The following is an 18,656-nucleotide window of genomic DNA, read 5'->3' on the forward strand; positions in this document are numbered from 1 at the left end:
GCACACGGCATACCGGCCGGACCGGTGCGCCACCGCTCGGTCCGCGAGTCACCCGAGTCAGCATTGCCCGGTCCGCGAAAGGGCTCAGGTGGTGACGGGCAGCCCGGCCAGCGCCTCGGCGACGAGATCGACGTCGGCGCGGGTGTTCCACACGTGGAAGGCGATCCGCACCCGGCCCGCGCGCGAAGCGACCACCGCGCCCGCCTGCTCGAGACGGTGCGCCATCGCCCCGCTCGGGTCGCACAGCGAGACCACCGGACGGGCACACAGCTCCAGACCCAGCTCGCCGCGCAGCGCGTTGGCCAGGGCCACGTCGTGGTCGCGGATGACCGACGTGGGCACGCGACTGAGGACCTCCAGCGCCGGCACCGCCCCGGCCCAAGACAGCCACGCCGGGGAGACGTCGAAGCGCCGCGCGTCCTGGGCGAGGTGCATCGACGGGCCGTAGCAGGACGCCCAGATCTCGTCGCCGGCGTACCAGCCCGCGTTGACCGGGCGGAGCCGGTCGCGCACCTGCGGCGCGACCGTGAGGTATGCCGTGCCCCGGGGCTGGCACATCCACTTGTACGCCGAGCAGACGGTGATGTCGAAATCCGTTGCGGTGACAGGCATCCAGCCCGCCGCCTGGGTCAGGTCGCAGAACGTCAGGGCGCCATGGGCCCGCGCTGCAGCCACGACGGCCTCGGCGTCACAGAGGCTGCCGCAGGCGCTCTGCGCCAGCGAGAACGCCACGAGCGTGGTCCGCTCGCCGACCGCCGCGGCCAGCTCGCCGAGCGGCACCTGGCGCACGGTGATGCCTCGGCCCTGCTCGGCGGCCACGAGGAAGGGGTAGACCATCGAGGAGAAGTCCCCCTCGACGCACACCACCTCGGCGCCCTCGGGCAGCGAGGCCGCGACCATGCCGGCGAACACCGACGTCTGGGAACCCACGGCCACCCAGTCCCGCGGCACCCCGACGAACGTGGCGTACAGGTCGCGCGCCTGCTGGACGAGCCCGTCATAGCCGACCGCGCTGGCGCGGCCGGACTGCCACTCGACCAGCGCGCGCTGGAGGGCCTCGACGACCGGGATCGGCGGCAGGCCGAGGGTCGCGGCGTTGAGGAAGCCCGGCACCGGGGCGAACGCCGACGAGACGCGGGCGATCGACGAGGAGGCCTCGGAGGCGGCGTCCCCGGGCGAGGCGGCAGCGGGTGGAGCGAGCATCATGGCGCCACTGTCCCGCGGGTCCCATCGATCACACAAGGACATGGATTCTTGCCGGACGATAACGCGCAGTTATATCGTGGGCGCATGATCGATGCAGCCGGCCTCCGCGTCATGAAGGCAATCTCCGACGAGGGCAGCTTCACCGGAGCGGCCCTGTCCCTCGGCTACTCCCAGCCCGCGATCTCGCAGATGGTGCGCCGCCTCGAGCAGCGCACCGGGACCGTGCTGGTCGAGCGGGTCGGCCGCAACGTCCGGCTCACCGAGGCCGGTCAGGTCCTGGCCCGGCACGCGGTCAACGTCCTCGCCGCGCTCGATGCCGCCGAGGAGGAAGTCGCCGCGATCGCCGGCCTGCGCGCGGGGCGCGTGCGCCTCATGGCGTTCCCGTCCTCGTCGGCCACCCTGGTGCCCAAGGCGCTGGCCCTGGTCAAGGAGCGCTACCCCGAGGTCAAGGTCAGCTTCACCGAGGCCGAGCCGCCGGAGTCCCTGGCCGCGCTGCGCGCCGGGGAGTGCGACCTGGCCGTGGCCTTCGCCTACGAGGGCACCGACCTCGGCCGCGGCGAGGAGGACCTCGACATGTTCGTCACCAAGAAGCTGCTCGAGGACGAGGTCCGCCTGGCGCTGCCCAAGGACCACCCGATGGCCGGTGACAAGGTCGCCGACCTGTCCAAGCTCTCCGACGAGTCGTGGATCGCCGGCTGCCCGCGCTGCCGCGGGCACCTGCTCTCGCTGTGCAACCGGGCCGGCTTCGTGCCGAACGTGTCCTTCGAGACCGAGGACTACGTCGCGGTGATGGGCCTGGTCGCCGAGGGGCTCGGCGTCGCGCTGATCCCCGACCTCATCCTGCGCACGGCCCACCACCGCGACGTCGTGACCCTGCCGATCCACCCCGCCTCGCGCCGGACGGTGCACGTGGTGACCACCGCCGACCTGCAGCGCGTGCCCGCCGTCAAGGCCACGCTCGAGGCGCTGTGCGAGAGCGCGAACGCCCCGGTCCGGGTCCTCGCCGACGTCTGAGCCCCGAACCAGAGGGCCGGACCACCATCCGGTCCGCGCACCGCACAGCGCTCCGCCCGGCCCGAGCACCGGTATGCGCGGCCTTCCTGCGCACCCTCTGCGCGCACGTCATCGGTGCGTGGAGACCAGGACCCGCCCGTCAGGCGAGCGGGACACGGCCACGTCGCCGAGCAGGTCGGTCCGCAGGGCACGGATCCCGTTGTCCCGCAACAGCCTCAGCGTCTTGCTTGTCGGGTGTCCGTAGTCGTTGCCGGCTCCGACACTGATCAGGCCGATCGGCGCGCCGGTCTCGGCCACGAGCGCCGGGTCCTGAAGCGACGACCCGTGGTGGGCGACCTTGAGCACGTCGAACCGGCGACGGCCCGGCTCGCGGCGCAGCTCCAGCAGCACCTGGTGCGCGGCGGCCGTCTCGACGTCGCCGAGCATCAGGACGTGCAGCCCGCCGTCGTCGAGGTCCATGACGACGCTGGCGTTGTTGGGCACCGAGCCCTCCCGGATCACCCGCTCCGGCCACAGCACGTGGGCCCGGATGGTCCCCCACGTGAGGTCGTCACCGGCATACAGGGGCTGGACCGGGACCCCGGCCGCCGCTGCCTGCCGGTCGACCTGGGCGGCACCGCCCGGTGGGTCGCGCACGGGTGAGGTGAGGATCTGTCGCACGACCCTCCCGTGCAGCACCCCGGGCAGGCCGTCGACGTGGTCGGAGTGGAAGTGGGTGAGGACGACGGCGTCGACCACCCCGACGCCGAGCCGGGACAGGCAGCCGTCGATGAGCGCCGGGTCGGGCCCGGCGTCGACGACCACGGCGCGACCCGGTCCCGTCGGCAGGACGAGGCCGTCCCCCTGACCCACCGAGCACGCGACGACGCGCCACCCCGGCGGCGGCCACGACAGGCTCGTGGTCGGGACCGCCGCCCCCACGACGAGAAGGGCGAGAGCCAGCACCCACACCGGGCGCCGGCGCACCGTCGCCACGATCCACGGCCCCATGAACAGCAGGAGCACGCTCATGCCGGCCAGCAGCAGCGCCCCCGGCGCCCCGTCCGGCCATGGCAACGAGCCCATCGGCACGTCCGAGGCCACCCGCGCGACCCACGCGATGCCCATGGTCGGCAGGCCGGCCAGCCAGGCGAGGCCGACCGCCAGCGGGTGCGAGACCAGGGCGACCAGGGCTGCGGCGACACCCAGCACCGTCGCCGGGCCGACCAGCGGTGCGGCCGCCAGGTTGGCCAGCACCCCCACGACCGTCACCGACCCCTGCAGCAGCACGACGACCGGCCCGCACATCAGCTGGGCGGCGACCGGGATGGCCAGTGCCACGCCCAGCCCCTTCAGCCGTGGCGGGAGGACTGCCGCGATGCGTCGCCCCCACGACCCGGCGAACAGCAGCAGCCCGAGCGTCGCGAGGGTGGACAGGGCGAACCCGAAGGAGCGCGACAGCCACGGGTCCACGCACAGGAGCACGACCACGGCCGCAGCCAGCGCGGGGAGGCCGGCCTTGCGCCGGGAGGTGCTCAGGCCCAGCAACCCCACCGCGCCCATGACGGCGGCCCGCAGCACGCTCGGCTCCGGCCGGGCCAGGACGACGAACGCGGCCAGGCACAGCCCCCCCACCAGGGGGCGCCACCGACGGCGGAGGCCCACGAGCCGGCACAGTCCCAGCGCTGCGGCCAGCACGACCGCCACGTTGCTGCCCGAGACCGCGGACAGGTGGGTCATGCCGGTCGCGCGCATCGCCTCGGTGAGGTCCGCCGGCGTGCGGCTGGTGTCCCCGATGACCAGACCGGGGAGCAGCCCCCGCGCGTCGCTCGGCAGCCCGCTGACGGCCTTCCGGAGGCCCGCGCGGACGTGCTCGGCGGCGTCGGCGAGGGGTCCCGGACCGGCGAGTGAGGTCGGGCTGCCCCGCGGGTTGAACACCGCCACGACGTCGTCGCCCGGCTCGGCGACGTCGAACCGCCCGCTGACCCGCACGCGTTCGTGCCAGCGCACGTGCTCCCAGCTCGCGTCGCCGAAGACCAGGACGGGCGTGGCGGCGCTGCTGCGTTGTCCCCGGCCCACGACGGTGTCGACGTCGAGGCGCACCACGACCAGGGTCGTGTGGACGACACCGGTGCGGGTGACCACGCGCGGGTCGGTCGCCACCGTGCCCTCCACCGAGGCGCTGGCCCGATCCGCCGCCAGCCGTGGCACGAGTCCCGCCTCGCGCAGGCTCATGTGGGCGGCGGTGGCGACGAGGCAGAGGGCGGTCGCCAGCACCGTCAGTGCAGCCGCGGCCGACCACGACCGCAGCCATCCCGGGGGTCGCAGCGCCAGCCACGCACCACCGACGCAGGCGCCACCAGACATCGCCCACACCCAGCCGGGCGAGGTGCCCAGGGACAGCGCGACCACCGACCAGGCGACCAGCGCCGGCAGCAGGAGCCGGACGTCGATGCCCGCGGTTTCGTTCTCCGCTGCGGCCGCGGGCCGATCCGTCACACCCTGACCTTGGGCCGCAGCTGGGACATGAGCTTGTCGCCGATCCCGCTGACCTCACCCAGCTCGTCGACCGAGGAGAACCGCCCGTGCTCGGTGCGCCAGTCCAGGATCCGTTGTGCCAGAACGGGCCCCACTCCCGGAAGGCCGTCCAGTGCGGCGGCGTCGGCACTGTTGAGGTCGACCAGCCCTCCCGCCGTCGAGCCCACCGCCGTCCCCGTCCCTCCGGTCCCTGCCGGACCCGCTGGCGCGGCAACGACCTGCCCCGGCCTGGGCACCATGACCTGCTCGCCATCGACCAGGGGCCGGGCCAGGTTGACCTGGGTCAGGTCCGCCGACGGCAGCGCTCCCCCGGCCCGCTCGACCGCATCGAGGACCCGCGAGCCCGGCGGCAGCCGCACCACCCCCGGACGATGGACCTGGCCGACGACATGGACCACGACCACCCCGGACGTCGCCGGGAGCGCCCCCGGCGCCCCGGTCGACGACCCAGCCGTCGCCGCGGCCCCCGTGGCGAACGCCGAGGGCAGCGCGCGTCCCACCAGGCCCGACGGTGCGCCGGTGGCCGCCACAGGCTGGGGCTCGGCGGCGTGGCGGGCCCACGCCACGCGGACCCCGAACAGCATGAGCGCCGCCACCAGCGTCAGCAGCAGCCCCAGCACCGCCAGCCGCCGCGGTCGGGCCACGGCTCCGCGCAAGGGGTCCGGCACGGTCAGCAGCCGCGGCGGCGCCGGACGCCGGTGCCGTCCAGCCGACTCGCCCGACCGCGGCGGGACCTCAAGGCCCTCGCCCGGCCCGTCCTCCTTCGCGCCGGCAGGGGCGGCACCCACAGGTCCCCGGCGCCAGCGCTGCGCCACCTGTGCCGGTTGTGCCGGCCGTACCATCGATGGCGCCGAGGGCACCCAGCCGGCATCCGTAGATCCGTCAGACTCGGCCCGCCGTGGCGGACCGAGGACGGCGGCGAGGCGGTCCGGGGGCGGGGGCGGGAGGTGACGACGCGGCATACCGGCACGCTAGGAACGGCCCGCCCCCGCAGACAGGCCGCGCCGACAGCCTGTGGATGGTGGGACGAACGGCCGACCCCATGTGGACAACCGCCCCGGAACGGGCAGGCGTCAGCGCAGCCGGGTCGCCATCCAGACGCGGATGTTGCGGTGGTGCCGCCCGATGACCACCAGCGCCACGACGACCGACCAGAGCCGGCCCACCCCTACCGGCGCGGGCATCGGGGCGAACAGCCCCAGGGCCACCAGCGCCAGCGCGGCGCTGATCGAGGCCCCGGCGACCCAGCGGGTCGTGCCGGCGACCACGGCGAACACCGCCACCATGACCAGCGCGAACCAGGGCAGCACCGCCAGCACCGCCCCGAGCGAGGTCGCCACGCCCTTGCCGCCGCGGCCCTTGAGGTAGGGCGAGAGGATGTGCCCGAGGATGCAGGCCAGGCCGACCGCGTAGGCGGTGAACCGGTCGAACCACAGCAACGCCAACAGGGTTGGCACCAGGCCCTTGAGCACGTCGAGCACCCCGACGAGCACGCCCCACCTCAGCCCGAGCAGCCGGCCCGTGTTGGTCGCCCCGGGGTTGCCCGAGCCCAGCCGCAGGTCCCCATGGCGCAGCCGGGCGACGATCGAGGCCGGGCTGACCCCACCCACGAGGAAGCCGACCGCCGAGGCGAGGACCAGCACCACCCACGAACCCGGCACGGACTCAGCCCCGCCTGTCGGCGCCGGCCGGCCGCGGCGACACCACGACCCCCAGCGTCCCCGGCCCGACGTGGGCGCCCACGACGGCGCCGAGCTCGACGACCAGCGGCGTCGCGGCGTCGGGCATCCGCGCGTGCAGCCGGTCGGCGAGCTCGCCGGCGCGGGCCGCGGCGTCGATGTGGTGCACGGTCAGGTCGACGCAGCCCGCTCCCCCTGCCGCCTCGGCAGCCTCGGCCGCCAAGTCCTCCAGCCGCGCCAGCGCCCGGGCCGAGGTGCGCACCTTCTCGGCGAGGGCGATGTGCCCGTCCTCCAGGGCCAGCAGCGGCTTGATCGCCAGCGCCGAGCCGAGCAGGGCCGACGCCGTGCCGATCCGGCCACCACGGCGCAGGTGCTCCAAGGTGTCCACGCAGAACCACACCTTGGCCGCCTCAGCGCGTGAGAGCGCCACTGCGGCAACGGCTTTCGCGCCCTGCCCGGCGGCGGCCGCCTCCGCGGCCGACACCACGGCATACCCCATGGCCATCCCCATGGACCGCGAGTCGACGACGTGCACCGGCAGTGGCGCCTGCCGCGCGGCCAGCCTCGCCGAGTCGACGGTGCCGGACATGTCGGCGCTGATGTGCACCGAGACGACCTCGTCGGCACCGGCCTCGGCCGCCGCCTCGTAGGCCTCGAGGAAAGCGCTCGGCGTCGGCCGGGACGTGGAGACCCGGCGGTGCGCCCGCAGCGCCGCCGCCACCTGCCCGGGTGTCGCCTCGACCCCCTCGACGAGCTCCTCGCCGTCGATGACCACGTGCAGGGGCACGACCTGGACGCCGAGGCGCGTCACCGAGTCCTCCGGCAGGTATGCCGTGGAGTCGGTGACGATCGCGACGTTCACCCGCGCAGGTTATCGGCTGGGTCCACCGCCGCGGCGCTGCGCGTCCCCCGGCGGCCCCGGTCAAGGACCTTCGCCCATGTCCGACCCGCCAGCACCGGCAGAGGTTGGAGGTGTGGGACCAGAGCCACCGGGCCAGGGGCCATGACGACCGGGAGGCGTGTGAGCGCACCGGATAGGTGCGAAGGACGGGAGCAGACGATGCAGTCAGCATTGGTGGTCACATGGACGCACCCGGTGCCGGGGCGCGAGCAGAAGGCGCTCGAGTTCGCCGCCGAGGTGCAGGAGTACTGGGGCAGGAAGGCCAGCGAGGGCCGGTGCAGCGAGCCGCAGATGTTCTTCTCCGAGCGGGGCACGGGGCTGTGGATCGTCACGGGCGAGCGGGATGCCCTCATGGAGCTGCATGACGCCGAGGAGTCGCGCCTGTTCCTGATGAAGGGCGACCTGCTGCTCGAGAACTACAGCGCGGACATCGTCTACACCGGGGACAGCGCGATGGACTACCTCAAGCGCTACGGCAACGCCCTCAGCGTGATCGGCTGAGCCCGACGGGGCCCGGGCACCTCTGTAGACAGGTGCCCGGGCCTTCGTGCGTGAGCCCTCAGCCGGCGACGATGTTGACCAGCTGGGGCGCCCGGACGATCACCTTGCGGACCGTCTTGCCGGCGATCGAGGCCTGGACCCGCTCGCTGGCCAGGGCCGCGGCCTCCAGGTCGGCGGCGCTGATGTCGGCGGCCACCTCGAGGCGGTCGCGCACCTTGCCCTGCACCTGCACGACACAGGTCACCGTGTCGTCGACCAGCAGCGCCGGGTCGGCCACCGGGAACGGCTCGAACGTGATCGTCTCGTCGTGGCCCAGCTTGCGCCAGAGCTCCTCGGCGATGTGCGGGGCGATCGGCGAGACCATCTTGACGATGGTCTCGGCCGCCTCCCGCGGCACCGCGTCGAGCTTGGTCAGGGCGTTGTTCAGCTCGATCAGCCGCGCGATCGCGGTGTTGAAGCCCAGCGACGGGTAGTCCTTGGCGACCGCGTCGATGGTCCGGTGCATCACGCGCAGGGTGTCGGCGTCGACCGGCTGGTCGACGACCCGCACCTCGCCGGTCTCCTCGTCGATGACGTTGCGCCACAGCCGCTGCAGGAACCGCTGGGCACCGACGACCGCGCGGGTCTCCCAGGGCTTGGACAGCTCCAGCGGGCCCATCGACATCTCGTAGACGCGCAGGGTGTCGGCGCCGTACGCGTCGTACATCTCGTCGGGGCTCACGACGTTCTTGAGCGACTTGCCGATCTTGCCGTACTCGCGGGCGACCGGCTGGCCCTGCCAGGTGAACTGCGGGTCATGGGGGTCGCTGCCCTCGACCTCCTCGACCTCGGCGGCGGGCACCGGCTGGCCGCGCCCGTCGCGGTAGGCGAACGCCTGGATGTAGCCCTGCGAGAAGTACTTGCGGAACGGCTCCTCGCTGCTGACGTGACCCAGGTCGAACAGCACCTTGTGCCAGAAGCGGGCGTAGAGCAGGTGCAGCACCGCGTGCTCCACCCCGCCGATGTACAGGTCCACGCCACCGGGGTCGGTGACGCCCTCCGGGGCACCCTCGACCGGGGCCGGGCGCTTGCCCATCCAGTAGCGCTCGTTCTCCGGGTCGACGAACGCCTCGTCGTTGGCCGGGTCCAGGTAGCGCAGGTAGTACCAGCACGAGCCGGCCCAGTTGGGCATCGTGTTGGTCTCCCGGCGGTAGCGGCGCACGCCACGACCGTCACCCAGGTCCAGCTCGACGTTGACCCACTCCGTCGCGCGCGACAGCGGCGCCTCCGGGCTGGAGGAGTCGTCGTCGGGGTCGAACGTCTTGGGCGAGTAGTCCGGCACGTCGGGCAGCTCGACCGGAAGCATCGACTCCGGCACGGCGTGGGCGACCCCGTCCTCGTCGAACAGGATCGGGAACGGCTCACCCCAGTAGCGCTGCCGGCTGAACAGCCAGTCGCGCAGCTTGTAGTTGACCGTGCCCTCGCCGAAACCCTTGTCCTGCAACCACTCGATGATCCGGGCCTTGGCCTCGGTGACGCCCATCCCGTCGAGCGAGATCTCCTCGTTCGCCGAGTTGACCGCCGGGCCCTCGCCGGTGAAGGCCTCGTCCTCGGGGTGGCCCTCCGCCGGCTGCACCGTGCGGATGATCGGCAGGTCGAACCTGGTCGCGAACTCCCAGTCGCGCACGTCCTGGCCGGGCACCGCCATGATCGCGCCGGTGCCGTAGCCCATCAGCACGTAGTCGGCCACGAAGACCGGGATCCGTTGCCCGTTCACGGGATTGGTCGCGAACGCGCCGGTGAAGACACCGGTCTTGTCCTTGCCCTCAGACTGACGCTCCACCTCGGACTTGCGCGAGGCAGCCAGCCGGTATGCCGCGACCGCCTCCGCGGGCGAGTCACCTCCGTTGGTCCACGCCTCGCGCGACCCCTCCGGCCAACCGCCTTGCGGGACAAGGCGATCCACCAGCGGGTGCTCGGGCGCCAGCACCATGAACGTCGCACCGAACAGCGTGTCCGGGCGGGTGGTGAACACCTCGACCGGCGCGGTGGAGCCATCGGCCAGACCCGCCTCGAAGCGCACCCGCGCGCCGTGCGAGCGCCCGATCCAGTTGCGCTGCATGAGCTTGACCTTCTCGGGCCAGTCGACGCGGTCCAGGTCGTCGGCCAGCCGGTCGGCATACGCGGTGATCCGCATCATCCACTGCCGCAGGTTGGTCTTGAAGACCGGGAAGTTGCCGCGCTCGGAGCGGCCGTCGTTGGTGACCTCCTCGTTGGACAGCACCGTGCCCAGGCCCGGCGCCCAGTTGACCGGCGCCTGGGAGGAGTAGGCCAGCCGGAAGCCGTCGAGGACCTCGGCCCGCTCCGCCTCGGTCAGCGCCGACCAGTCACGCTCGTCCGGCGTCGCGCGGCGGCCGCTCGAGAGCTCCTCGACCAGCTCGCGGATCGGGCGCGCCTTGCCCCGGCCACCGTCCTCGCGGACGGCGTCGACGTCGTACCAGGCGTCCCAGATCTGCGTGAAGATCCACTGGGTCCACTTGTAGTAGTCGGGGTCGATCGTGGCGATCGCGCGCCGGTCGTCGTGGGCCAGCCCCAGCCGCCGCAGCTGGCGCTTCATGACGACCATGTTCTCCTCGGTCGTCTTGCGCGGGTGCTGGCCGGTCTGCACCGCGAACTGCTCCGCGGGCAGGCCGAACGCGTCGTAGCCCAGGCAGTGCAGGACGTTCTTGCCGGTCATCCGGTGGTAGCGGGCGAAGACGTCCGTGGCGATGTAGCCCAGCGGGTGGCCGATGTGCAGGCCGGCGCCCGAGGGGTAGGGGAACATGTCGAGCACCAGGAGCTTCTCGCGGCCGGCCACGCCCTCGGGGTCGGCCCACGGGCCGGCCGGGTTCGGGGCGTGGAAGGTGCCCTCGCTCTCCCACCGGTCCTGCCAGGCCAGCTCGACCTTCTCGGCCAGCTCGGCGGTGTAGCGGTACGGCGTGTCGTTCATCGTCGCGTCCTCTGGGTCTCGTGGTGCTGCCGGCGTGCTCGTCCCCCGCGTCGGACCCGCGACACAAGAAAACCCCTCACACAGGAGGGGTTGCCGCGTTGACGTCCGAACCGATCAACGCGGCTGGCTAAGGAGCAGCACGCAGGTCATGCGCCTAGGTTAGCGCAGACGCCCGGCCGGTCAGCGATCGGTAAAGACCGCCCCGGACCTGCCGGGGACTCCCTAGCCTTCAGGTGCCGACGAGACGCCGGGAGGGCACCGTGAAGAGTCGTCACACAGGCGCCCGCCGCAGCACCCGCAGCTCGCGCCGTCCCCGCTCCGCGCTGCTCGCGGTCGTCGCGGCGTTGCTGGGCGTGGTCGTCGCAACCCTGGCGGCGCCGTCGGCCCAGGCCTACCCCGGTGCACCGTGGTTCAAGGCCGGCGCGGTCTACCGCGCCAACTTCCCCGACCCCCACGTCCTGCGGATCGGCCGCACCTACTACGCCTACGGCACCAACACCGGCGGCGCCTATGTGCCGGCCATGACCTCGACGGACCTGCGCACCTGGGTGGCCCGCCCGGCATACAACCCGGGTCCGGCGATCAGCACGGACCCGTGGTTCAACGACGCCCTGCCCCGGGTGGCGCCCTGGGCAGCGCGCACCGGCCCGGGCAAGTGGAACACCGGTGCGTGGGCACCCTCGGTGCACCCCGTGGGCGGTCGCTACGTCATGGCGTACGTGGCGATGCGCAGCTACTCGCCGTGGAAGCAGTGCATCTCGGTCGCCACCTCCAGCTCGCCGCTGGGCCCGTTCACCGACAGCTCCCGCGGCCCGATCGTCTGCTCCAGCGACCCCCACGGCTCGATCGACCCCGACGTGTTCGTGGACCCCCACGGCCGACCGTTCCTCATCTGGAAGAACGAGGGTGTGCCGGGCTGCTGCCCCACCCGGATCTGGTCCCGCCAGCTGGCCATGACCGGCACCGCCTTCGCCCCCGGGTCGGTCGCGCGCAACCTGCTCACGACCCACGAGCGGTGGGAGGGGCAGCTCATCGAGGGGCCGTCCATGGTGGCCTACGGCGGGCGCCTCTACCTGTTCTACTCGGCGAACAGCTGGAACAGCACCGCCTACGCCACCGGCTACGCCTTCTGCGCCTCCGCCCTGGGGCCCTGCTCCCGCCCGCACCCGGTCAGCACCCCGCTGCTCACCTCCGGCCACGGCCTCAACGGTCCCGGCGGCCCGTCCGGTTTCGTCGACGCCTCCGGCCACCTGCGCCTGGCGTACGCCGCGTGGAACGCGCCGTACCACGACTACCAGCCCTACCCGGCCTGCCAGGGCCTCGCGACGTGCGCCCTCAGCCAGCGCTTCCTCCACGTGGCCTCCCTGACCGCCGACACGCGGGGCCTGCTGCACGTCACCAGCCTCGGCTGACGGCGCCTGCACCGGGGCGCCCTGATCGGTCCGCGGTGACTGCCGGCTCAGCGGGTGGCCGCTCCGAGCGCGCCGAGCACCATCAGCACCTGTCCGAGGTGGTAGGTGACCATCACCGCCACCCGCGATGCCGGGCGCGGCCGCACGAACCGGTCCAGCGCCAGCAGCGTGTCGGATGCGACGAAAACCACCGCCCCGAGCGCGACCACCGGGCGGCCGGTCCCCCACGCGGTGACCGTCATCGCCGCGATCACGAGCATGTATGCCGCGACCGCGCCTCCCAGCGCCCGGTCCTGTGCCGCGGCGGCCCGCAGGATGCGGCGCCCGGCGGTGGCCAGGTCCAGGGCGACGACGGCGGCACCGAGCAGGGCCCAGCCCTGGTGGAACCCGAGCGTGATGAAGGCGGCGACGTACGCCAGGTGCCCCAGCAGGAACGCGCTGAGGCCGCCCAGGAAGCGGGGCCCGGTGTCGCGCAGCAGCAGGACGTCGCCGACCGTGCCCAGGGCCAGCGCCAGCAGGAGCCAGCGGCCGGCCCCGGTGCCACCCGCGCCCAGCGCGAGCGCCAGCGCCGCGAGCAGGACCATGACCAGCGGCTTGGCGACGGTCTCCACGCGACGGTGGTCACGGCATACGGCCCACCAGTCGAGGACGGCGACGACGGCGAGCGCGGCGGCGAGGGCGGGGACCACGCGGGCAGCGTGGCAGACGGCCTCGCGCCGTGGGCGGGAACGTGACGCAGGTGACGGGACGGCGGCTGTCGTGCGGGTCGCCGCCGGGCGGGGACGGCGTGGCAGGATGCCGCGGGCCAGGGAAGCACGACGCCAGGGGGCACAGGGATGGACAGCGTCCTCGCCATCGCCGCGCAGTACGGACCCAAGGAGTGGATCGGCCTGGTGCTCACCTTCAGGTTGCTGACCTTCCCCCTGTGGGCCGCCGTCTACCGGCTCTTCACCCGCCGACGCCGTGCGCTGCCGTCGGCCGGCGAGCCTGCCGTCCCACCTGGTGGGGGTCCGGACGTCTACGGCGCGCTGCCGCCGGGCACCTCCCTCGGCCAGCCGGGCCGGGTCGTCACCCGGTCACCTGCCTTCCTGCGCTTCGTCGGCGTACCCCTGTGCCTGGCGATGTGGGTCGGCATGCTCGGCAGCGTCCGGATGGCCGTCGTCGAGCGCGACTGGCTGGCGCCGGTGCGCTCCTCCCACGGCGGTCCGGTCATGGGCACGATCGCCTGGCTCCTGGTGTCCTTCTTCCTGGTCGTCCTCCCGGTCGCGGCCTACCTCCTGCTCAGCTTCCGGGAGGTGCTCACGACCGAGGGCGTGACCACCCGCCTCGGCCGCCGGACCACCGTGACCAGCAGGGCCGACGTCAGAGGCATCACGTTCTACCCGGGCTCGGTCATCAACAGCCGCAACAAGCCGGACCGGGTGCTCGTGACCGGGCCGGACGGGCGAAACGTCGCCGAGTTCTCGGTCCGGGACCGCACCTGGCGTCCCTCGCTGGCGATCCTGTCGGAGTGGGTGCAGGAGCGACCGGAGCTCGCGACGAACCCGATCACCCGCGACTTCTTCGCTGCGCTACGAGGCGCGCAGACCCGCGCGCAGGACGGCGCATAGAGCGGCGCGGACGACGCGGAACCTTCCGGGGGCAGCCCCCGCCGATGACCCCTTCGGCGGACTCTCAGCCGGTCGTCCGGGGAGCCCACCCCTGCCGCAGCAGCAGGACACCGCTGACGCCCAGCCACCCGATCACGCAGACGGCGCCGGTCGCCTGCACCGGCCGGAGGTCGACCGGCAGGCCGGCCAGCCCACCGAGGGCCGCGGTGGATGACAGCCCGGCACCCACCCACGCCAGCGCGCCCGGCCACCGCGGCCAGGCGGTCCGCCACAGGGCTGCCGCGAGCACCGCCGGCAGGAGGCCCAGCAGGAGGAGCGCCCAGGCGTCGGAGAGCATCCCGTCGAGCAGCGCGATGCCCCGGGCGGTCCCGAACGCCGGCCCCCGGTCGGGGCCGGCGCCGCCGCGGAGGTCCTGCACGGCGAGCCGGAGGGCCGGCGCGGTCCCCCACGCCTCGACGAGCGCGAGGGCGACGCCGGCGGGGATCAGCACGCCACGGCCCACGCGGGACAGGCGGCCGGGCGCGAGGTCGGTGAGCGCCAGCAGCCCGACCGCACCCAGCAGCACGGCCAGGCCGCCGGTGAGGCAGACCAGGAGGAAGGCAGGCCCGTCCGCGACCCCGGCGAGGAGCTGCCCGTCGACGTGGTCCGGGCGCGGCCGCACCGCCCCGGCCGCGAGCGCCAGCACGGCACCACCCACCGCACAGGTGCCTGCCAGGCGCTGCCAGGCGTGCTGGCTCCGCTCCGCGTCACGCTGCGCGATGACGTCCCTGAGCTGGCTGAGGCCCTCCACCCATCCACCGCCCCTTCCCCGGCGGTGCCCCGACGACCGGCGCCCCCGCCCGGTCCCGGCAGGCCGGACCTGACCCACAGCGTGCGGGCCGCGGACACCGCCGCCCACGGGCAGATGTCCTAGGGCGGCTCACACCCCGGCGGTGGACGCCTCCCGTGCGTTCGTCTCGTCGCGCCAGCTCACCCACCGCCGCACGAGGTCCAGGTCGTAGTCCGGACCGTTGGACCCGAGGACGAACAGCGAGACGCCCTGGGCCCGTAGCGCGACCCCGGAGTCGAGCGGGTCCCCGCCGACGAGCACCGAGCGCTCGATCTCGGCGGGGTCGCGTCCGATCGCCGCGCAGGCGGCGTCCAGCACCCTCGCCTTGCGGGCGAAGTCCTCCCCCTCGGCGAAGGTGTGCCAGATGTCGGCGTGCCGGGCCACGAGGGGCAGCGTCCGGCGCTCACCACCCCCACCGATCATCACCGGGATGCGCCGCGTCGGCGCCGGGTTGAGCCGGGCCAGCCGGCCCTCGATCCGCGGCAGGGCGGCCCCGAGCGCGTCGAGGCGCTGGCCTGCCGTGCCGAACGGGTAGCCGTACTCGACGAAGTCGCGCTCCTTGAAGCCGGCGCCCACCCCAAGGACCAGCCGGCCGCCGCTGATGTGGTCGACGGTCCGGGCCATGTCGGCCAGCAGGTCGGGGTTGCGGTAGCCGACGGAGCTCACGAGCGGCCCGATCTGGACCCGCCCGGTCAGCTCCGCCCAGGCGGCGAGGACGGTCCAGCACTCCAGGTGCCGCCCGTCCCGGTCACCGCTGAGCGGGAAGAAGTGGTCCCACGTGAAGATCGCGTCGACCCCGGCCTGCTCGGCCTCGACCGCGGCGCGGCGCAGGTCCGCCCACCCGGCATGCTGCGGGTTGAGCTGGACGCCGATGCGGACCTGGTGTGCCATGGGACCCCCCTGCGTCGTGGTGGCCCCCGTGACCACCTGCCCCGACAACGCCGAAGGCCGGCTCCTGTCAGGAGCCGGCCTTCGTCGATCGGGTGGAGCTGAGGGGATTCGAACCCCTGACCCCCTCCATGCCATGGAGGTGCGCTACCAGCTGCGCCACAGCCCCGCACGATTTCTCGTGGGCTTCCCTTGCGGGAACGAGGAGTACTTTATCCGGCACCCCCCGGGTTTCTCCAAATCGGGTGGTCAGCCCGGGGAGTCGACCCCCGAGCCGGCCGGTGCGCCGGCGTTCCAGGCGACGACCCGCCAGCCGCGGTCGTACTCCTGCAGGTCCGCCCAGTGGCAGTTGTGCAGGCCGGCGATCGACATCCACGCCGCGTGCTGGTCCAGGCCGACCATCGACGCCACGAGCGCCCGCCCGGCCACACCGTGCGTGGCGATGACGGCGCACTGACCGTCGCCGAGCTCGGGCAGCAGGTCGTCGACCGCCGCCCGCGCCCGCACAGCGACCTGGGACACCGTCTCCCCGTGGATCCCCCGCGGCAGGTCCTCGCCGGCAGCCAGCGCCGCCTGCTCCTCGGGGTACTGCTCCGCCACGTCGCCCGCGGTCATCCCCTGCCACTCGCCGGCATGGATCTCACGCAACCGCTCGTCATACCGGATGGGCAGCCCGACCAGCTCGGCCAGCGTGCGCCCGGTCTCCGCGGCGCGCTTGAGGTCGCTGGCGACGATCACATCAGGCTTGTATGCCGCGAGTGCGGCTGCCGCTGTCCGCGCCTGGGCGCGCCCGGTGTCGGACAGGTGCGTGTCGAGCTGGCCCTGCCAGATGCCGCTGGCGTTGTGGTCGGTCTGGCCGTGGCGCCAGACGAGGAGGCGACGACGGGCGGCCATCGGTCAGGCGCTCAGGTCGATCGACGGGCAGTCCTTCCAGAGGCGCTCGAGGGCGTAGAACTCGCGCTCGTCCTCGTGCTGGACGTGGACCACGATGTCGCCGAAGTCGATGAGCACCCAGCGGCCGTCGCGCTCCCCCTCCCGGCGGACCGGCTTGGCCTTGAGCGTGTGGAGCTTCTCCTCGACGCTGTCGACGATGGCGTTGACCTGACGCTCGTTGGCCGCCGAGGCGATGACGAAGACGTCGGTGAGGGCGAGCTGGTCGCTGACGTCGATCGCGAGCACCTTGCTGGCGAGCTTGTCCTCTGCGGCGGTGGCGGCGGCCTTGGCCAGGTCGATGGCGTGCTGCGTGGCGGCCACGCGGTCCTCCTACGGTTGGGCGTACAGGTGGTGCTTGTTGATGTACTGGACGACGCCGTCCGGGACGAGGTACCAGACGGGCTCACCCCGGGCGACGCGCGCGCGGCAGTCGGTGGAGCTGATCGCCATGGCCGGGACCTCCTGCAAGGTCACCCGGTCGCGGGGCAGGCCGTTGTCGCTGAGCTCGTGCCCGGGACGGGTGACCCCGATGAAGTGCGCGAGGTCGAACAGCTCCTCGGCGTCCTTCCACGACAGGATCTGCGCGAGGGCGTCGGCGCCGGTGATGAAGAACAGCTCGGCGCCGGGACGCTGCGCCGACAGGTCACGCAGCGTGTCGATCGTGTATGTCGGGCCGGGCCGGTCGATGTCGACCCGGCTGACGGTGAAACGCGGGTTGGACGCCGTGGCGATCACCGTCATGAGGTAGCGGTGCTCCGCCGGGGAGACGACGCTGGCGTCCTTCTGCCAGGGCTGGCCGGTCGGGACGAAGACGACCTCGTCGAGGTCGTAGAGGGCCTGGACCTCGCTCGCCGCGACCAGGTGACCGTGGTGGATGGGGTCGAAGGTCCCACCCATCACACCCAGGCGGGTGGTCAGTGGTGGTCCCCGTGCGGGTGCCTGACCGTCTTGGCCGCGGTGTTGCGGAAGGACCACAGGACGCCCAGCAGGGCGGCGAAGGCGAACGCGGCGAGGGCGCCATAGGCCCACGTCGGGATCGGCAGCTCGCGGGTGTGCTCCTCGGCGGCGGCCAGGTGGGTCAGCAGGGGCGAGAACGACATGGCGCACAGCCTAGCGGGGCGTCACCGCAGGTGGGACGCCGGACCTCCCCACCCCGCTCGCGCCCGACCCTCCGCACCGACCGACGATCACGGCGGTGCCTCGGGCGCCTCATCGGCAGCCCACACCCGCCGATGATCGTCGGTCGGCGCGCGCTGGGGACAGTCCGCACGCCCGTGCCCCGCTCCGGGCCATCATCGACCGGTGTTCCTGCCCGACATGTGGGTCTCGCTGCACGAGCGCACGTGCCTCGACCGCCGCGCCGCTCTCGGCATCGTCACGCCAAGCCAGCTCCGGGAGGCCCTCGCTGACGGCAGCCTGGCCCGACCGGTGAAGGGCCACTACGCCCTTCCGGGCCTTCGGCCCGAGCTGGCGTTGGCCAAGGCCAGACGAGCGGTCCTCAGCCATGCAAGCGCCGCAGCACACCACGGACTTGATCTGGTGAACACTCCCACAGCCGTACACCTGACGGTCCCCCGCGGGCGCAACCGCCGCGACGCCGGAGTAGTGCTGCACTGGACCACCCGCCCGCTGGACTTGCGCGCCGGTGTCACGGATGTGCTCACCACTGTGCTCGACTGCGCCAGAACCTTGCCGTTCGCTGAGGCCCTGGTCGTGGCCGACTCGGCCCTGCGGGACCGACGGATCTCAGCCGAGGAACTGGTCCGCGCAGCTGACGAGTCGACGGGTCCCGGCGTGCGGGCTGCCCGGCGAGTGTCCAGATGGGCCAGCGGCGCCTCGGGGTCTCCGATGGAGTCCCTGGTGCGGGCAGTGATGATCAACGGCCGTATCCGGGGGTGGGTGGAACAGCACCTCATCGAGACCGGCAGCGTCCGGCACTGGACCGACTTCGCCTTCCCGGCCAGGCGCGTCGTGGTCGAGGCCGAGGGCTATGCATTCCACGCCGGAGTGCGGGAGTTCACCAATGACTGCGCGCGCTACAACCGGCTGGTGGCCGCAGGCTGGACCGTCATCCGTGTGACGTGGCGGGACCTCGACGACCCCGGGCGCCTGTGCGCGCTGCTGCGCACAGTCCTGAATGGCCGCCGCCGCCCCAGGGTGGTGGCCGCGTGACGCGGACCGACGATCACCGCCGCACC

Annotated in this window: 18 protein-coding genes and 1 tRNA gene; 5 read left to right on the top strand and 14 right to left on the bottom strand. The window is 73.3% G+C overall.

What is annotated here, in order from left to right:
• Positions 1 to 84 precede the first annotated feature (84 nt).
• Positions 85 to 1,206, bottom strand: coding sequence for an aminotransferase class V-fold PLP-dependent enzyme (locus tag AC3ANM_RS04980; RefSeq protein ID WP_488287039.1), 1,122 nt, complete (start codon positions 1,204 to 1,206; stop codon positions 85 to 87).
• 84 nt (positions 1,207 to 1,290) lie between these two features.
• Between AC3ANM_RS04980 and AC3ANM_RS04985 the strand changes: the two genes are divergently transcribed.
• Entirely contained in the window at positions 1,291 to 2,220 is a 930-nt protein-coding gene (locus AC3ANM_RS04985; RefSeq protein ID WP_488287040.1) for a LysR family transcriptional regulator, read from the top strand.
• Between the two features lie 108 nt (positions 2,221 to 2,328).
• Here the strand turns inward: AC3ANM_RS04985 and AC3ANM_RS04990 are convergent, their stop codons facing one another.
• From AC3ANM_RS04990 to AC3ANM_RS05005, 4 genes are all read right to left on the bottom strand, one after another.
• Positions 2,329 to 4,698, bottom strand: a complete 2,370-nt coding sequence (locus tag AC3ANM_RS04990) for a ComEC/Rec2 family competence protein (RefSeq protein ID WP_488287041.1) — start codon at positions 4,696 to 4,698, stop codon at positions 2,329 to 2,331.
• Positions 4,695 to 5,405, bottom strand: a complete 711-nt coding sequence (locus tag AC3ANM_RS04995; RefSeq protein ID WP_488287042.1) for a helix-hairpin-helix domain-containing protein — start codon at positions 5,403 to 5,405, stop codon at positions 4,695 to 4,697. Before AC3ANM_RS04995 ends, AC3ANM_RS04990 begins: the two co-directional genes overlap by 4 nt.
• A gap of 405 nt (positions 5,406 to 5,810) precedes the next feature.
• Positions 5,811 to 6,398 carry a glycerol-3-phosphate acyltransferase gene (locus AC3ANM_RS05000; RefSeq protein ID WP_488287043.1) on the bottom strand — a complete coding sequence of 196 codons (588 nt, stop codon included), beginning with the start codon at positions 6,396 to 6,398 and terminating at the stop codon, positions 5,811 to 5,813.
• Positions 6,399 to 6,402: 4 nt separating this feature from the next.
• Positions 6,403 to 7,278, bottom strand: a complete 876-nt coding sequence (locus AC3ANM_RS05005; protein WP_488287044.1) for a DegV family protein — start codon at positions 7,276 to 7,278, stop codon at positions 6,403 to 6,405.
• A 198-nt stretch (positions 7,279 to 7,476) separates the two neighbouring features.
• Between AC3ANM_RS05005 and AC3ANM_RS05010 the strand changes: the two genes are divergently transcribed.
• Positions 7,477 to 7,818, top strand: coding sequence for a hypothetical protein (locus AC3ANM_RS05010; RefSeq protein ID WP_488287045.1), 342 nt, complete (start codon positions 7,477 to 7,479; stop codon positions 7,816 to 7,818).
• Between the two features lie 58 nt (positions 7,819 to 7,876).
• On the opposite strand, the gene leuS is transcribed toward AC3ANM_RS05010, so the two are convergent.
• On the bottom strand, positions 7,877 to 10,786 hold the full coding sequence (gene leuS / locus AC3ANM_RS05015) for a leucine--tRNA ligase (RefSeq protein ID WP_488287046.1): 2,910 nt from the start codon (positions 10,784 to 10,786) through the stop codon (positions 7,877 to 7,879).
• 260 nt (positions 10,787 to 11,046) lie between these two features.
• On the opposite strand from leuS, the gene AC3ANM_RS05020 reads away from it, so the two are divergent.
• A complete protein-coding gene (locus AC3ANM_RS05020; protein ID WP_488287047.1) occupies positions 11,047 to 12,198 on the top strand; it encodes a glycoside hydrolase family 43 protein in 1,152 nt (383 codons plus the stop codon).
• 47 nt (positions 12,199 to 12,245) lie between these two features.
• Here AC3ANM_RS05020 and AC3ANM_RS05025 read toward each other — a convergent pair whose 3' ends face one another.
• Positions 12,246 to 12,887, bottom strand: coding sequence for a lysoplasmalogenase (locus tag AC3ANM_RS05025; protein WP_488287048.1), 642 nt, complete (start codon positions 12,885 to 12,887; stop codon positions 12,246 to 12,248).
• 147 nt (positions 12,888 to 13,034) lie between these two features.
• Between AC3ANM_RS05025 and AC3ANM_RS05030 the strand changes: the two genes are divergently transcribed.
• A complete protein-coding gene (locus AC3ANM_RS05030; RefSeq protein WP_488287049.1) occupies positions 13,035 to 13,808 on the top strand; it encodes a hypothetical protein in 774 nt (257 codons plus the stop codon).
• A 64-nt stretch (positions 13,809 to 13,872) separates the two neighbouring features.
• Here AC3ANM_RS05030 and AC3ANM_RS05035 read toward each other — a convergent pair whose 3' ends face one another.
• The 7 genes from AC3ANM_RS05035 to AC3ANM_RS05065 all read right to left on the bottom strand — a co-directional run bounded on the left by AC3ANM_RS05035 (position 13,873) and on the right by AC3ANM_RS05065 (position 17,558).
• A complete protein-coding gene (locus AC3ANM_RS05035) occupies positions 13,873 to 14,598 on the bottom strand; it encodes a hypothetical protein (protein WP_488287050.1) in 726 nt (241 codons plus the stop codon).
• Between the two features lie 129 nt (positions 14,599 to 14,727).
• Positions 14,728 to 15,528 carry an LLM class F420-dependent oxidoreductase gene (locus AC3ANM_RS05040; protein ID WP_488287051.1) on the bottom strand — a complete coding sequence of 267 codons (801 nt, stop codon included), beginning with the start codon at positions 15,526 to 15,528 and terminating at the stop codon, positions 14,728 to 14,730.
• Between the two features lie 93 nt (positions 15,529 to 15,621).
• Positions 15,622 to 15,694, bottom strand: a tRNA-Ala gene (locus tag AC3ANM_RS05045).
• Positions 15,695 to 15,774: 80 nt separating this feature from the next.
• Positions 15,775 to 16,419, bottom strand: a complete 645-nt coding sequence (locus AC3ANM_RS05050) for a histidine phosphatase family protein (RefSeq protein WP_488287052.1) — start codon at positions 16,417 to 16,419, stop codon at positions 15,775 to 15,777.
• A gap of 3 nt (positions 16,420 to 16,422) precedes the next feature.
• The gene (rsfS, locus tag AC3ANM_RS05055) at positions 16,423 to 16,779 is read right to left on the bottom strand and encodes a ribosome silencing factor (protein WP_488287053.1); all 357 of its coding nucleotides are present in this window, start codon (positions 16,777 to 16,779) and stop codon (positions 16,423 to 16,425) included.
• A gap of 9 nt (positions 16,780 to 16,788) precedes the next feature.
• Complete coding sequence (gene nadD, locus AC3ANM_RS05060; RefSeq protein WP_488287054.1) at positions 16,789 to 17,355, bottom strand: nicotinate-nucleotide adenylyltransferase; 567 nt, start codon at positions 17,353 to 17,355, stop codon at positions 16,789 to 16,791.
• Between the two features lie 17 nt (positions 17,356 to 17,372).
• Complete coding sequence (locus AC3ANM_RS05065; protein ID WP_488287055.1) at positions 17,373 to 17,558, bottom strand: hypothetical protein; 186 nt, start codon at positions 17,556 to 17,558, stop codon at positions 17,373 to 17,375.
• A 202-nt stretch (positions 17,559 to 17,760) separates the two neighbouring features.
• Here AC3ANM_RS05065 and AC3ANM_RS05070 point away from each other — a divergent pair, with 202 nt between their 5' ends.
• Positions 17,761 to 18,630, top strand: a complete 870-nt coding sequence (locus AC3ANM_RS05070) for a hypothetical protein (RefSeq protein WP_488287056.1) — start codon at positions 17,761 to 17,763, stop codon at positions 18,628 to 18,630.
• Positions 18,631 to 18,656 lie beyond the last annotated feature (26 nt).

Source organism: Oryzihumus sp. JJN4-3R (genome assembly GCF_057747915.1).